14 protein-coding genes are annotated in these 13,371 nt (G+C 67.0%); 9 read left to right on the forward strand and 5 right to left on the reverse strand.

The annotated features are described in order from the left end of the window. The first annotated feature begins 61 nt into the window (after nt 1–61). From H7A13_06170 to H7A13_06185, 4 genes are all read left to right on the forward strand, one after another. Entirely contained in the window at nt 62–595 is a 534-nt protein-coding gene (locus tag H7A13_06170) for an elongation factor P hydroxylase (protein ID MCP5332929.1), read from the forward strand. 11 nt (nt 596–606) lie between these two features. Continuing rightward, nucleotides 607–1,728, forward strand: coding sequence for a 4-phosphoerythronate dehydrogenase (locus tag H7A13_06175; GenBank protein MCP5332930.1), 1,122 nt, complete (start codon nt 607–609; stop codon nt 1,726–1,728). A gap of 217 nt (nt 1,729–1,945) precedes the next feature. After that, complete coding sequence (locus tag H7A13_06180; GenBank protein ID MCP5332931.1) at nt 1,946–2,671, forward strand: thermonuclease family protein; 726 nt, start codon at nt 1,946–1,948, stop codon at nt 2,669–2,671. Between the two features lie 78 nt (nt 2,672–2,749). Further along, complete coding sequence (locus H7A13_06185; GenBank protein MCP5332932.1) at nt 2,750–3,700, forward strand: alpha/beta hydrolase; 951 nt, start codon at nt 2,750–2,752, stop codon at nt 3,698–3,700. Here the strand turns inward: H7A13_06185 and H7A13_06190 are convergent. From H7A13_06190 to cadR, 4 genes are all read right to left on the reverse strand, one after another. Next, complete coding sequence (locus H7A13_06190; protein MCP5332933.1) at nt 3,669–4,643, reverse strand: PA2778 family cysteine peptidase; 975 nt, start codon at nt 4,641–4,643, stop codon at nt 3,669–3,671. The two genes, H7A13_06185 and H7A13_06190, sit on opposite strands and share 32 nt — an antisense overlap. Further along, on the reverse strand, nt 4,640–5,026 hold the full coding sequence (locus H7A13_06195) for a PA2779 family protein (GenBank protein MCP5332934.1): 387 nt from the start codon (nt 5,024–5,026) through the stop codon (nt 4,640–4,642). The genes H7A13_06190 and H7A13_06195 overlap by 4 nt, the downstream gene beginning before the upstream one ends. Nucleotides 5,027–5,103: 77 nt before the next feature. Continuing rightward, nucleotides 5,104–6,165, reverse strand: a complete 1,062-nt coding sequence (locus H7A13_06200) for an EamA family transporter (protein MCP5332935.1) — start codon at nt 6,163–6,165, stop codon at nt 5,104–5,106. Beyond that, nucleotides 6,162–6,587, reverse strand: a complete 426-nt coding sequence (cadR, locus tag H7A13_06205; GenBank protein ID MCP5332936.1) for a Cd(II)/Pb(II)-responsive transcriptional regulator — start codon at nt 6,585–6,587, stop codon at nt 6,162–6,164. The genes H7A13_06200 and cadR overlap by 4 nt, the downstream gene beginning before the upstream one ends. Nucleotides 6,588–6,707: 120 nt before the next feature. On the opposite strand from cadR, the gene H7A13_06210 reads away from it, so the two are divergent. Next, nucleotides 6,708–7,364: a cation transporter gene (locus H7A13_06210; GenBank protein MCP5332937.1), complete on the forward strand. Its 657-nt coding sequence runs from the start codon at nt 6,708–6,710 to the stop codon at nt 7,362–7,364. A 10-nt stretch (nt 7,365–7,374) separates the two neighbouring features. Here H7A13_06210 and H7A13_06215 read toward each other — a convergent pair whose 3' ends face one another. Then, nucleotides 7,375–8,547 (reverse strand): pyridoxal phosphate-dependent aminotransferase, encoded by a 1,173-nt coding sequence (locus H7A13_06215; GenBank protein ID MCP5332938.1) that lies wholly within the window; start codon nt 8,545–8,547, stop codon nt 7,375–7,377. 236 nt (nt 8,548–8,783) lie between these two features. Between H7A13_06215 and dksA the strand changes: the two genes are divergently transcribed. From dksA to H7A13_06235, 4 genes are read left to right on the forward strand one after another with little or no spacing between them, the layout of a single operon-like run. Next, nucleotides 8,784–9,227 (forward strand): RNA polymerase-binding protein DksA, encoded by a 444-nt coding sequence (gene dksA / locus H7A13_06220; GenBank protein ID MCP5332939.1) that lies wholly within the window; start codon nt 8,784–8,786, stop codon nt 9,225–9,227. A gap of 13 nt (nt 9,228–9,240) precedes the next feature. Then, nucleotides 9,241–10,176, forward strand: coding sequence for a tRNA glutamyl-Q(34) synthetase GluQRS (gene gluQRS, locus H7A13_06225; protein MCP5332940.1), 936 nt, complete (start codon nt 9,241–9,243; stop codon nt 10,174–10,176). 53 nt (nt 10,177–10,229) lie between these two features. Then, a complete protein-coding gene (locus H7A13_06230) occupies nt 10,230–10,406 on the forward strand; it encodes a hypothetical protein (protein ID MCP5332941.1) in 177 nt (58 codons plus the stop codon). Then, complete coding sequence (locus H7A13_06235) at nt 10,396–13,353, forward strand: PAS domain-containing protein (protein ID MCP5332942.1); 2,958 nt, start codon at nt 10,396–10,398, stop codon at nt 13,351–13,353. The genes H7A13_06230 and H7A13_06235 overlap by 11 nt, the downstream gene beginning before the upstream one ends. The last annotated feature ends 18 nt before the right edge of the window (nt 13,354–13,371 follow it).

A 13,371-nucleotide genomic window follows, 5' to 3' on the forward strand; every position in this document is an offset into this window, starting at 1 on the left:
GCGGATGGCCGATGACGCAGGCAGGCCGGGTACGGCGTCAGCCTTGCAGGATCATGCCGTCATGCACTGCCTCCCCCTCTGCCTGCTGTTCAACCGCCTGTTCGTTCCCAGCCATGCCACCCTGCTGCAGGGTGGCGGCGAGGAGCCGATCTACCTGCCGGCCACGCCGGGACAGCCACTGCATCTGATCCGCTTTCGCCATGACTACTTCGCCAGCGCGCTGCATGAGGTGGCACACTGGTGCATCGCCGGCCCGACCCGGCGCCAGCAGGTCGACTATGGCTACTGGTACTGCCCGGATGGCCGCAATGCCGATGAGCAGGCCCGCTTCGAGCAGGTGGAGGCGGTGCCGCAGGCGGTGGAGTGGCTGCTCACCCTCGCCACCGGCGCCCGTTTCCGGCTCAGCCTCGACAACCTGAACGGCGCCCTCCCCTCGACCCGGCACAGGTTCGCCGAACAGGTGTCGAGGCAGGCAGCGCGCTACCGCGAGCAGGGGCTGCCGCCGCGCGCCGAGCGGTTTGCCCGTACGCTGGCCGACCACTATCAACAGCCCTGGCCGCCCGCTCCGGCCAGTTTCGACCCCGATCGGTGCTGAACGCCATGCCGCTGCGAATCGTCGCCGACGAAAACATCCCGCTGCTCGATCCGCTGTTTGCGCCGCTCGGCGAAGTGGTCAGGGTGCCCGGACGCGCCATCACGCCGGCACTGCTGCGCGACGCCGACCTGCTGCTGGTGCGCTCGCTGACCCGCGTCGATGCCGAGCTGGTGCGCGGTTCCTCGATCAAATTCGTCGGCAGCGCCACCATCGGTGTGGACCACCTGGATTGCGAGCCGCTGCGGCAGCTCGGCATCGAGGTGGCCAATGCCCCCGGCTGCAACGCCCGCGCGGTGGCCGAATATCTGCTCTCGCTGCTGCTGACGCTGCGCGAGGCAGAGCGGTTGCCGCCGCAACCCAGAGTGGCGGTGGTGGGGCTGGGCAGTGTCGGACAGCAGCTCTGCGCGCTGCTGCGCACCCTTGGTTGGCCGCTCGACTGCGTCGACCCCTACCGGCCGGATCTGGCCAACAGCGACCTCGATGCCGCCATGCAGGCCGATGTGATCACGCTGCACACCCCGCTGACCCGGCAGGGCGACCATCCCACCTGGCATCTGTTCGATGCGGCGCGACTGGCGCGGCTGCATGACGGCCAGTTGCTGATCAACAGCGGCCGTGGCGCGGTGATCGACCACCAGGCGCTGCTGGCACGGCTGCAACAGCCCAGGGCACCCAGCGTGGCGCTGGATGTCTGGGAGGGTGAGCCCAACATCGACCCGGCCCTGCTCGATCGGCTGGTGCTCGGCACGCCGCACATCGCCGGCCACAGCCTGGAGGGCAAGATGCGCGGTGCCTGGCAGCTGCGTCAGGCGATCGGTGCATGGCTGGAGCTGCCGCCGCTGCCGCCACTCGACACCTTCCTGCCGCCACCGCTGCTGCGCGAGGTCACGCTGGCCGCGGCGGCCGATCCGCTCGACCTGCTGCTGCAGGTGATGCGACTGCTCTACGACATCCGCCTCGACGACTGGCGATTGCGGCGCGCACTGGCGCAGGACCCTTCAGCCGCCACCTTCGACCGGCTGCGCAAGCACTACCCCGGCCGCCGCGAATTTGCCTCCCTGCGGCTGCGGCTGCCGGCCGAGGCCGAAGCCACCCGGGCGCTGTTCGCCGCGCTGGGTTTTGCGGTGGTTTGAGAAGAGAAGCAACCCCAGCCGAGGACGGTTGGGGTTGTCATTGATCGATCAGGTTTTTCGCCTTGGCTGGTCACCGGAAAGGCCGTTCACCCTACCCCGGTCACCCCTTCGTGCCGCAGCCGCCGCCGCTTGCACTCCAAGACGCAGCATGGCGCCATGGCTGGCCACGATTTTCGTGTACCCTCGGTCATGAGTGCGAATGCAAAGAAGAGAACCGATGGGCAGAGTGATTCGAATGTTGCCATTGCTCGGTGTACTGGCGCTGGCATTGGCCTGTGCGCGCAGCGCACCGGCGGCGGGCAACGAAGGGCAGCCGATTGCAGGCGGCGCGTTCGTGATCGATGGCGACACCCTGACGGTTGCGGGGCAGCGCATTCGCCTGTACGGCATCGATGCGCCTGAGTTTCATCAGCTGTGTCAACGCGATGGAGAACCCTGGCGCTGCGGGCAAGCCGCCACCGTGGCGCTGACGGAGTTCATCGGGCGGCGTCCGGTGCGCTGCGAGCCCAGGGATCGGGAGCCGGACTCCTTCGAACAGGGGCGCCACCGCTACGGCAGGGTGATTGCGGTCTGTTCGGTGGGAGGCGCGGAGCTCAACCGCTGGCTGGTCGCCGAGGGACATGCGCTCGCTTACCGCCATTACAGCAGCGACTACGTGGCGGATGAAACGCAGGCGCAGCGCGCCCGCAAGGGGGTGTGGGGCTCGGAGTTCGAGCCGCCGTGGGTGTGGCGCCACCAGTCGAACGGTGTCAGCCGGCGGAGCACGCTGGCGCCCTCCACCACGCCACCCGCGCGCACTGCCGCCGAAGCGGAGTGCGGCACCAAGAAGCGCTGCGCGCAGATGTCGAGCTGCGCGGAGGCGCGCGACCATCTGACGCGCTGCGACATCAAGTCGCTGGATGGCGATGGCGATGGGGTGCCGTGCGAGTCGCTGTGCCGGTAGTCTCTGTTGTGCCGGCGCGACTGGCCATTTCGGCTTAGAATGGCGCAATTTTGATCTGCTGTTGCGAGAGCCCTGCCGATGCCGAACCTGCCTGCCGCCCCGCCCCACGCCCTGATCCGCTGGAGTCACCGTGTCGAACCCGGATTGACGCTGCGCGGCTGGCGCACGCCGCCCTCCGGCAAGCCGCTGCTGCACTTCGTGCATGGCAACGGCTTCTGCGGCCTCAGCTATTGGGCGATGCTGCGTCGGCTCGGCAGCCACTATGACCTGTTTCTGAGCGATGTGCAGGGGCATGGCGACAGCGATGCCGGGGAGCGGTTCGATGGCTGGCAGGTCACCGTGGAGCGGCTCTTTGCGGTGATCGAGCGGTTTGCGCCCGAGTGGGGCGAGGTGCCGGTGCATGGCGTTGGCCACAGTTTTGGCGGTGTGTTGACGCTGTCGCTGGCGGCGCTGCATCCGCAGCTCTTCAGCAGCATCGTCGTGCTCGACCCGGTGCTGTTTCCGCCGGAATTGATGCAGGCCGAGATCGAGAGCCGCCAGCGGGGCGAGTCGCCGATGGCACGTGACGCGCGGCTGCGCACCGCCCTCTGGCCATCGCGCGCCGCTGCCTGGCGCCATCTGCATCAGCGCGGTGGTTACAAGGGCTGGAGTGACGAGGCGTTCGCCTGCTTCATCGACCATGCGCTGTACGCCGACGACGGCGGCCAGTATCGGCTCAAGTGCCCGCCGCAGATCGAGGCGGCCATCTACAGCTCGGTGCCGCTCGATTACTGGCGGCTGATTCCGCAGATCGACTGCCCGGGTGCGATTCTCCATGGCGATTCGACCATGCCTTTCATCGCGCCGGCCGTGGCCCGGGCGTTGCAGCTCAATCCGGGGTTGCAGGCCGAGCAGGTCACGGGCGGTCACTGTTTCATGCAGGAGCAACCAGCCGCCACCGCCGAGCGGGTCGCGCAGTGGTTGCAGCGGCTGGCGCCGTCGGCGGCCGACTGTGCCGCTACGGCGCGGCAGGCGCTGCACACTCCGTAGCGGCTGCGGTCGCCGGCCGGGCGCTGATCTCGGCACGGGTCGCCACCATGGTATCGCGCACTGCCGGGGCGAGCGCAGGCTGTCGCAGGCCGCGTTCGATCAGTGTCAACGCCTGGTCGCGGCAGCCGAGCTGCGCCAGGGTGTCGGCCAGGTTGTTGAGCGCGACTGGATCCTCGGGACGCAGCCGCAACAGTGCACGGTACTGTTGCGCTGCGGCGGCATGGTCACCGCGGGCGTGGAGCATGTTGCCGGCACCCAGTCGGGCGGTGGGTTGATCCGGCCAGCGTTCGACTGCCGCCAGATAGCCACGCAGCGCGGCCGTGTTGCGACCCTGGCGCTCCCACACGGCCAGTTCGGCCAGATAACGTGTGCTGTCGACGTTGGCCGGCAGTTCACCCGGCTTCAGCACCACCAGTGCCCAGTGGTCGCTCTGCTGCCAACTGTAGAGAAACTGGCGCATCGGCAGCCGCTGGCGCCGTTCGGTGCCGGAGCGCAGGATCACCCCCTCGTGCCGGGCATCGTGGCCGATCACCACCGCATAGTGCCAGCGCGGCCAGAAGGAGAAACCGAGATTCTGCAGCACCAGCACCGGCCGGCCGGCGGCCAGTTCGGCCTCGATCGCCGACCAGTGTGGATCGAGCCGGTAGGGAATGCGACCGGCCCGGCGGCTGGCCGCGATCAGCTCCGGTTGCAGGCTGCCGGCCCGCTGCGGCAGGTAGACCTGTGGTGCAAGCTGATCGGGCGTGGTCTCGACCCCGGCATCGACCAGCAGCGTGGCCAGGGCCGCGGGTCCGCACTGGTAGCGTGCCTGGGGAAAGAAGGGTGTCGCGCTCAGCTCAAGCGTCGGCGAGGCGGCTGTCCCGGCTGGCGGCGACCACTGTGTGCAGCCGGCCAGCCACAGCAGCAGCAGGGCGCCCAGCGGGCGCCAGCGCAGTGCGCTCAAACGGAGCGAAAGACGTTGGTCGCGCCGACGAAGTCGAGAATCAGCAGCACGATAAAGACGATACCGAGCACCGCGAACAGGCCGTCACCGCCGGCTGGCAACTGGTCGATCTGCTGCTGGATCGAGGCAATCTCCGCGTCGCTCAGGTTGGCGATGCGGGCGGCCGCCGCCTGCGGGTCGACACCCTTCTCGATCAGTTTTGCCTGCACATCGGCCCGTGCCAGCGCCTGTTGCAGCGGCGCGAGCCGGCTCTGACGCTGCTCCAGCGTCAGCGCGCTTTCGGTCGAGATCAGCGCGGCCGCAGCCGGCTGCACGGTGGCCAGCGCCACCGACTGGGTCACCAGCAGCGCGATCAGTGAACGTTTGAGAAGTCTGGATTGCATCGGTCAGCTCCTGAAAGTCGTACGGTTGAAGGCTCATCTTAGCGCACTCCATTGGCCAGGGGATGCGGTCTGGCCGCTCAATCGGGGTGACGATGGCCATGGTGGGCGTCGGGAAAGTGCGGATGGTCGTGGCTGAGCGCCGGATGGTGGTGAAAGTGGCTGTGGCCTGTGCCGGGCGGTACCGGTTCGGCATGGCTGTGGTCATGGTGCGGATCGCCATCCAGTGCGTGGTGATGGCGGTGGCGGTGACTCATCGGCGCATGGTGGTGCAGATGCTGGTGTCGCTCCGTCAGATGCAGCGCCACACCCACCGCCATCAGCAGTGCGGCCACCAGCAGTTGCGGCGTGAGCGGTTCACCCAGCAGCGCGATGGCCAGCAGCGCGCCCCAGAACGGCGCCAGACCGAAGTAGGCACTGGTGCGCGCGGCACCAAGCTGCCGCAGCGCGACCACGAACAGCGTCAGGCTGACGCCATAGCAGAGGAGGCCCAGCAGCGCGGCAGTCGCCACCACGCCCGGCGCTGGCCAGTCGACCCGCAGCTGGAGTGCCAGCAGCAGGTTGGTCGAACCGGCGATCAATCCCTTGCTCATCGCGATGAAAGAGGCATCGGCCAGCGCGATCTTGCGGGTGAGGTTGTTGTCGATCGCCCAGGCCAGCGCGGCAGCGAGCAGGGCCAGGGTGGGCCAGAGCGTGGCCAGTTGCAGCCGCTGCGGCCAGCTCAGCAGCAGGGCGCCGGCGACGATGGTCAGCATCCCCGCTGCAATGCGGCGGTCGAACGGCTCCCTGAACAGAAACCAGGCCAGCAACACGGTCAGCACCGCCTCGGCATTGAGCAGCAGCGCGGCCGTGGTGGCGGGCATCGCCGACAGCGCGAACATCAGCAGCAGCGGTGCGGCCACACCACCGGCGGCAATGGCGGCCGCCAGCCAGCCCCAGTCACCGCGTTCGAGCCGCACTGCCTCGGCACGGCCCAGCCGCCGCAGCAGCCACAGACCGACGCCGGAGCCCAGATAGAGCAGCGCGGCCAGCAGCCAGGGGTCGATCCGCGTCAGCAGCAGCTTGGCCAGCGGTGTGCTGGCGCCGAACAGCAGCGCCGCGGCCAGCGCAGCGAGGATGCCACTGATGCGCTGGCCGTTCATGATGCGTGGCAGGCGCAGGATTCGCCGTGGGCAGCGGCCACCAGCTCCTGCAGGATGCCGCAGTCACGGGCGGTGCGGGCGGTGCCGCACCGCCGGCGCAGCGTATCCAGTTGCAGTGCCAGCGCCTGCAGGCTGACGATGCGCGCCTGCACCCGGTTCAACTGCGCCGCGATCAGTTGATCGATGTCACCGCAGTCGGCCTCGGGCTGCTCAATGAAGCGCAGCAGCCGCTGTACGTCGGCCAGCGGGATGTCCAGCGCGCGGCAGTGGCGGATGAAGCTGAGCCGCTCCAGGTGCGAACGGTCGTAGGCGCGGTAGCCGTTGTCATGGCGCGCCGGCGCCGGCAGCAGTCCGCTTTTTTCGTAGTAGCGAATGGTCTCGACATCGACGCCAGTGGCCCGCGCCAGTTCACCGATGCGCATGGCGTGTCTCCTCTATCGAACCGGGCTTCATCGTTGCTGAACGTGATGTTAAATCGCTTGACCCTGTAGTGGCTACGGGGTGTTGAATCGATGACTGTCCTCATTCATCAGGAGATCGCCATGTCCGACAACTGCTGCGGACCCACCCCTGCTGTCGCGCTCACCCCCCGTTACCGCAAGGCGTTGTGGGTCGCCTTGCTGGTCAACAGTCTGATGTTCTTCGTCGAGGTCGCCGGCAGCCTGCGGTCAGGCTCCTCCGCGCTGCTGGCCGATGCGATCGATTTTGCCGGTGATGCCGCCAACTACGGTTTGTCACTGGCAGTGCTGTCGCTGGCGCTGGTGTGGCGCTCGCGCGCTGCCTGGATCAAGGGCGCCACGATGGCGCTGTTCGGGCTGCTGGTGCTGGGCAGAACCGGCTGGGCAGCGCTGCACGGGCTGCTGCCCGAGACCTGGACGATGGGTCTGGTGGCACTGCTGGCGCTGGCCGCCAATGCCGGCGTGGCGCTGCTGCTCTATGCCTTTCGCGATGGCGATGCCAACATGCGCTCGGTCTGGCTCTGCAGCCGCAACGATGCGATCGGCAATCTGGCGGTGATTCTGGCCGCCGGTGGCGTGGCCCTCACCGGCAGCCGCTGGCCCGACCTGCTGGTGGCGGTGGCCTTGGCGCTGCTGGCACTGAGTTCGGGCGTCTCCATCATGCGCCATGCCCGCGATGAGTTGAACAGCGCGTTGCCATCCGCCGTGCAGAGCTGCCAAAGCGACCCCTGCGGCCGGTGAATGTCGCCGTTCATCCCAGCCGCGCCACGAAGCGGGCGATGCGCGCCGCCGCCTGCGCCAGTCGGTCGATGTCGGCGGTGTAGGCCACCCGCACGAAGTCGTTGGCGCGGTACTGACCGAAGTCGGTGCCTGGGGTGATGGCCACCCCTTCTTCTTCGAGCAGGCGCAGGCAGAAGGTCTCGCTGTCGAGTCCCAGATGGTCGATCGCCGCATAGAGGTAGAAGGCCCCCTCCGGCTCCCGTTCGATCACGAGGCCGGCCTGCCGCAGCGCCGGCAGCAGCAGATCGCGTCGCCGCTGGAACTCGCCACGCTGCGCTTCGAGAAGCTCGATCGTCGATGCCGAAAAGGCCGCCAGCGCCGCGTGCTGTGCCGGTGTCGACGGGGCGATGAACAGGTTCTGCGCCAACTTCTCCAGCGGGGCAACGGCCGTGGGCGGCGCCACCAGCCAGCCGAGTCGCCAGCCGGTCATGCCGAAATATTTCGAAAAGCTGTTGATCACATAGGCTTCGTCGGTGAAGGCCAGCATCGAGGGCGCATCGCTGCCGTAGGTGAGCCCCTGGTAGATCTCATCCACCAGCACAAAGGCCTCCTTTTGCACGGCCAGCTCAGCGAAACCACGCAGATCGCTCCGGTTCAGCACGGTGCCAGTCGGGTTGGAAGGGGTTGCCAGCAGCAGGCCACGGCTGTTCGGCCGCCACTGTTGCTGCGCCAGCGCCGGCAGCAGTTGAAAGCGTTGCGCGGCCGCCACCGCCACCGCCTGGGGTTCGCCGCCGAACAGCCGAATGAAGTGGCGGTTGCAGGGGTAGCCCGGATCGGCCAGCAGCACGCCGCTGCCCGGCTCCACCAGCAGCGCGGCGGCCAGCAGCAGTGCGCCGGAGGCCCCAGCGGTGATGAGGATGCGTCGCGGGTCGATGTCGAGCCCTTGGGTACGCCGATAGTGGTCGCTGATCGCCGCGCGCAGTTCGGGCAGCCCCAGCGCCGGGCTGTATTGAGTCCGGCCCGCAGCCAGCGCGGCCCGGCCGGCTTCGACAATCGGTGCGGCGGTGGGAAAATCGGGCTCACCCACCTCCATGTGGATGATGTCCCGGCCCGCCTGCTCCAGCGCGCGGGCCTGCTCCAGCACCGCCATCACCCGAAAGGGTTCGATCTCGGCCACCCGGGCGGCGAATCGCCGGTCACTCATACCACATCTCCTGCTGTTTCAGCCTGCTGCCGCGGTCGATGGCGCACCGACAGAAAAGCAACCCGAGGCTCTGGCCAAAGGGTAACCTATCTGATAGCTTCTGCGCGCTGTTCTGTCACGCCCGTCCATGCTGCCGACAGCGTCGAGGGCGTGCAGGTCATTCAACCCGCCCCATCCATCCGATCTGGCCGAGTCGGCGCCGGATCATCCACGAGCCGTATCCCGGAGCAGAAACCATGGCAGCCAAGGAGCATTCACGCGCTGAAGCCATTCTCAAGACCTTTTCGCCCTACAAAGAGAAGAAGGGCGAGGAGTACATGAATCCGCAGCAGCTCGCACACTTCAGGAACATCCTGCAGACATGGAAGAAAGAACTGATGGAAGAGGTCGACCACACCGTCCACCACATGCAGGATGAGGCCGCCAACTTCCCCGATCCCTCCGACCGCGCCAGCCAGGAAGAGGAGTTCAGCCTCGAACTGCGCACCCGCGACCGCGAGCGCAAGCTGATCAAGAAGATCGAATCGACCCTCGAGCGCATCGACCAGGGCGAATATGGCTTCTGCGACGCCTGCGGCATCGAGATCGGCATCCGTCGGCTCGAGGCGCGCCCGACCGCCAGCCTCTGTGTCGACTGCAAGACGCTGGATGAAATCAAGGAAAAGCAGCAACGCGGCTGACGCCGGCGGGGCCATGGCGCGCCTCCAGGCTGGCACCGAATCCCCCCTGCACCCTCCCTCCCGCCGTTATCGGGGCCGCTTTGCCCCCTCGCCGACCGGCCCCCTCCATCTGGGCTCCCTGCTGACCGCGGTGGCCAGTTACCTCGACGCCCGCCAGGCCGGCGGCGACTGGCTGCTGCGGATCGAGAACATCGATCCGGTCCGTGAGGCCAGCGGGGCCGAATCGCAGATTCTGCATGCGCTGGAGCAGCATGGTCTCCATTGGGATGGCCCACTGGAGCGGCAATGGTCGCGGATGTCGCACTACCGCGAGGTGGCGGAGCGGTTGCGCGAACGCGATCTGGCTTACCGCTGCCAATGCAGCCGCAGCGAACTGGCCTCCCTGGGCGGACAGCATCCCGCCACCTGCCGTCATCGCCCCCCGGCGGCCAATCTCCCCAGTGCATTGCGGGTCGATGTCGGCGACCGGCCGATCCGCTTCATCGACCTGATTCAGGGGCCGCAGCAATTTCAGCTCGCCCGCGATGGGGGCGATTTTGTCATCTGGCGGCGCGATGACCTGGTCAGTTATCAACTGGCGGTGCTGCTCGATGACCTGCGCCAAGGCATCAGCCGGGTGGTACGCGGGGTCGACCTGCTCGACTCCACGCCGCGCCAGATCCATCTGGCCATGCTGCTGGGAGAGCCGCCACCCGACTATGGCCATCTGCCGGTGCTGGTCAATCGAAGCGGTGCCAAGCTGAGCAAGCAGAACCTCGCACCGGCGCTCGATCTCTCCCGCGCGCGGCAGAATCTCCATGCCGTACTGACGCTGCTGCGACTCGAACCGCCGCCGGCACTGCGGCATGAAGCGGTGCGGACCCAGCTCGATTGGGCCACGCCCCGCTGGTCGCTGGCCGCGCTGCAGGGCTGCCGCAGCCTGCCGATGCCGGAACGGCTGGCGGATTGAGTCCGGCCTCTCTACCATAGCCGGTCGATCCGTCATCCATTCAGGACATTGCGATGTATGTCCCGCGCTCGATCATGCTGCTGGTGATTGGGGTGCTGCTGCTCTTTCCCGGCGTGCAGGCCTGGGTCGGCGATGTCGGCAGCAGTTGGTATCGGCCCCATCTGGTCTGGCTGGCGGTGATCATTCTCGCCCTGGTTCTGCAGCAGCTGCGGGAGCCCGATGAGTCCTGAGCTCGCTCTGCCGCTGGCGGTTCTGGGCTATCTGGCGCTGCTGTTCCTCACTGCCTGGGCTGCCGAACGCTGGCGCGGGCCGGCCCGCCTGGCGCGCCATCCGCTCATCCATCTCTTCGCACTCGGGGTTTACGGCGGTGCCTGGTCGCTGCTGGGGTCGATCGGCTTCGCCCGGCATTTCGGCCACAGCTACCTGTTCTACTATCTCGGCATGAGCATGGCCTTTCTGCTGGCGCCGATCTTTCTGCAGCCGCTGGCCCAGTTGGTGCGTACCCATCAGCTCAACTCGCTGGCCGATGTGCTGGCGTTCCGTTACCGCAGCCGCCTGGTCGGGGCATTGGCCGCGCTGCTGCTGCTGTTCGGCTCGTTGCCGATGGTGGCGTTGCAACTGAAGAGCGTGCATGAACTCTTCGTACTGCTGAGCCACGATGGCCCTGCCCCCTGGTTGCTGCTGGGTGGATTCGTGCTGCTGCTGCTGCTCTTCACGCTGCGGTTCGGCTCACGTGACCTCACTGCGGAGCAGAAGCATTCGGGCCTGCTGCTTGCGATCGCCAGCTCCGGACTGCTGAAGCTGGTGGCGTTCGGCGGGCTCGGCTGGCTGGCGCTGCGCTACGCCTTTGGCGACTTGCAGGGACTCGGCCAGTGGCTGCGGGCCCATCCGCTGCTGCTCGACCGGCTGCATCAGCCGATGGCGCAGTGGACACCACGCATCCTGCTGCTGCTGTTCTTCTTTGCCACTGTGCTGATGCCGCACATCTACCGCCTGCTGTTTGCCGAGGGTCGTTCAGCGACATTGTCCAACTGGCTGGGTGGTGGCTTCTCGCTCTATCTGCTGCTGTTGAGCCTGCCGGTGCTGCCGATACTGTGGGCCGGCGAGGCCATCGGACTGAGCGGCTCCGCCGAATTTTTCTCGATCGGTCTGGCACTGACGAGTCACTCGCCGGCGATTCTGCTGGCGACCCTGCTCAGCACCCTGGCCGCCACCAGCGCGGTGATGGTGGTGGGGACGCTGGCGCTGGCCTCCATCTGTCTGAACCATCTGGTGCTGCCGTTCTACCAGACCGCGCAAAAGGAGCAACTCTATCGTTGGGTGCTGGCGCGCCGGCGCTGGCTGATTGCGCTGATCTTTCTGATCGGTCTGCTGGGTCCGATGCTCTTTTCCGACTGGCAGCCACTGGCCGAACTGGCCCTGTTTGCCTTTGTCTGCATCCTCCAGCTGATGCCCGGCACCCTGGGAGTGCTCTACTGGCCGCATGCCAACCGCAAGGGGCTGGTGGCAGGACTGCTGACCGGTCTTGTGCTCTGGCTGCTCTGTGCCCTGCTGGCACAGCCACTGACCGGTGCCCGTTCACTGTCGCTGCTGCAGGACAACTGGAGTCCGCTGGCACTCGGTTGTCTGGCCCTCAACATCGCCATCTTCTCCCTGGTCTCGGCCGTTACCTCACGCAGTCCGGCGGAGCGTGCCGCAGCCGAACTCTGCTCGGTGGACAACATCCGTCGGCCGCGACGCCGTGAATTGAGCCAATCGTCACCCGAGCGCTTCATCCAGCAGTTGAGCAAGGCGCTCGGGCTCAATCTGGCACGGCAGGAGGTGGAGCAGGCGCTGCGCGAGCTCGAGCTCGATGCCGATGAGCGGCGCCCCTATGCAATGCGCCGTCTGCGTGACCGCATCGAGGCCAACCTGTCGGGCCGGCTGGGACCCTCCACCGCCCAGGAGATCGTCTCACGCCTGCTCCCCTACAAGGAGTCACCCTATGCTTACGACGTCGAGGACATCAACTTCATCGAAAACCGGCTCGAATCCTATCGCAAGGATCTGCGCGGCCTGGCGGCCGAACTCGACACCCTGCGGCGTTACCACCGCCAGACATTGCGCGACCTGCCGATCGGAGTGCTCTCGATCGGTGTCGATGGCGAAGTGCTGCTGTGGAACCGCGCGATGGAGGCGCTGACCCAGACGCCAGCCGGAGAGGTGATCGGCTCCACCCTGGCCTCGCTCGCACCACCCTGGGGAGCGCTGTTCGCCGATTTTCTACATGACCCGGCCATGCAGCGCCACAAGGAGCCAATCAAGCTGGGCGGGGAGCAGCGCTGGGTGGCCCTGCACAAGTCGGATGTCTCCGCCGAGGATGTCTATCAGGGTGGCAGTCAGGTGATCCTGGTGGAGGACATGACCGACACCCGACTGCTCGAACAGAAGCTGATGCACAGCGAGCGGCTGGCCTCGATCGGCCGGCTTGCCGCCGGTGTCGCCCATGAGATCGGCAATCCGGTCACCGGCATCGACTGTCTGGCGCAAAACCTCGCTGCCGAGAGTGACGAAGCCGAAATCAGGGAGCTGGCCGAGCAGATTCGCCAGCAGATCCGCCGCATCAACCGCATCGTCCAGTCGCTGGTCACCTTTGCCCACCGCGGCAACCCCGAGACACCCTCCCGGCATGGTGCCGTCTCGCTCAGGGCCTGTGTGGCCGAAGCGGTCGAACTGTTGTCGATCGGTGGCAAGGGGTATGACATCCGCTTCGACAACCGCTGTGATCCGGACCTCGACGTGCGTGGCGACAGCCAGCGGCTGCAGCAGGTGTTCGTCAACCTGCTCGACAACGCCCGTGACGCCTCGCCACCCGGTGCCTGCATCCTCATCCGCAGCCAGCTTCTGGAGGGCATGGTCCAGACCGAGGTGATCGATCAGGGCAGCGGCATCGACAAGAGCCTGCACGAGCGGGTGTTCGATCCGTTCTTCACCACCAAGGAGCCGGGCGAGGGCACCGGACTCGGCTTGGCACTGGCCTACAGCATCGTCGAGGCGCATCAGGGGCAACTGCTGATCGACAGCCCGCTGGATGCGGCGACCGGACGCGGCACCAAGGTAACAGTGCTGCTGCCAAAGTGGGTGGAATCAACGCAACAGAGCGCGCAGACGGATGATTCTGAGTCAGAAACTGGTTAGACTGGTAACGTCTTATAC

It is taken from the genome of Pseudomonadales bacterium (genome assembly GCA_024234215.1).
Lineage (GTDB): Bacteria > Pseudomonadota > Gammaproteobacteria > Pseudomonadales > UBA5862 > JACKOQ01.

Excerpts from the sequence above, each read along its gene's own strand:
- H7A13_06200 (MCP5332935.1), bottom strand. The coding sequence starts at position 6,165 with ATGAACGGCCAGCGCATCAGTGGCATCCTCGCTGCGCTGGCCGCGGCG.
- H7A13_06230 (MCP5332941.1), top strand. The coding sequence starts at position 10,230 with ATGTATGTCCCGCGCTCGATCATGCTGCTGGTGATTGGGGTGCTGCTG.
- gluQRS (MCP5332940.1), top strand. The coding sequence starts at position 9,241 with ATGGCGCGCCTCCAGGCTGGCACCGAATCCCCCCTGCACCCTCCCTCC.
- cadR (MCP5332936.1), bottom strand. The coding sequence starts at position 6,587 with ATGCGCATCGGTGAACTGGCGCGGGCCACTGGCGTCGATGTCGAGACC.
- H7A13_06215 (MCP5332938.1), bottom strand. The coding sequence starts at position 8,547 with ATGAGTGACCGGCGATTCGCCGCCCGGGTGGCCGAGATCGAACCCTTT.
- dksA (MCP5332939.1), top strand. The coding sequence starts at position 8,784 with ATGGCAGCCAAGGAGCATTCACGCGCTGAAGCCATTCTCAAGACCTTT.
- H7A13_06210 (MCP5332937.1), top strand. The coding sequence starts at position 6,708 with ATGTCCGACAACTGCTGCGGACCCACCCCTGCTGTCGCGCTCACCCCC.
- H7A13_06180 (MCP5332931.1), top strand. The coding sequence starts at position 1,946 with ATGGGCAGAGTGATTCGAATGTTGCCATTGCTCGGTGTACTGGCGCTG.
- H7A13_06195 (MCP5332934.1), bottom strand. The coding sequence starts at position 5,026 with ATGCAATCCAGACTTCTCAAACGTTCACTGATCGCGCTGCTGGTGACC.
- H7A13_06185 (MCP5332932.1), top strand. The coding sequence starts at position 2,750 with ATGCCGAACCTGCCTGCCGCCCCGCCCCACGCCCTGATCCGCTGGAGT.
- H7A13_06170 (MCP5332929.1), top strand. The coding sequence starts at position 62 with ATGCACTGCCTCCCCCTCTGCCTGCTGTTCAACCGCCTGTTCGTTCCC.
- H7A13_06235 (MCP5332942.1), top strand. The coding sequence starts at position 10,396 with ATGAGTCCTGAGCTCGCTCTGCCGCTGGCGGTTCTGGGCTATCTGGCG.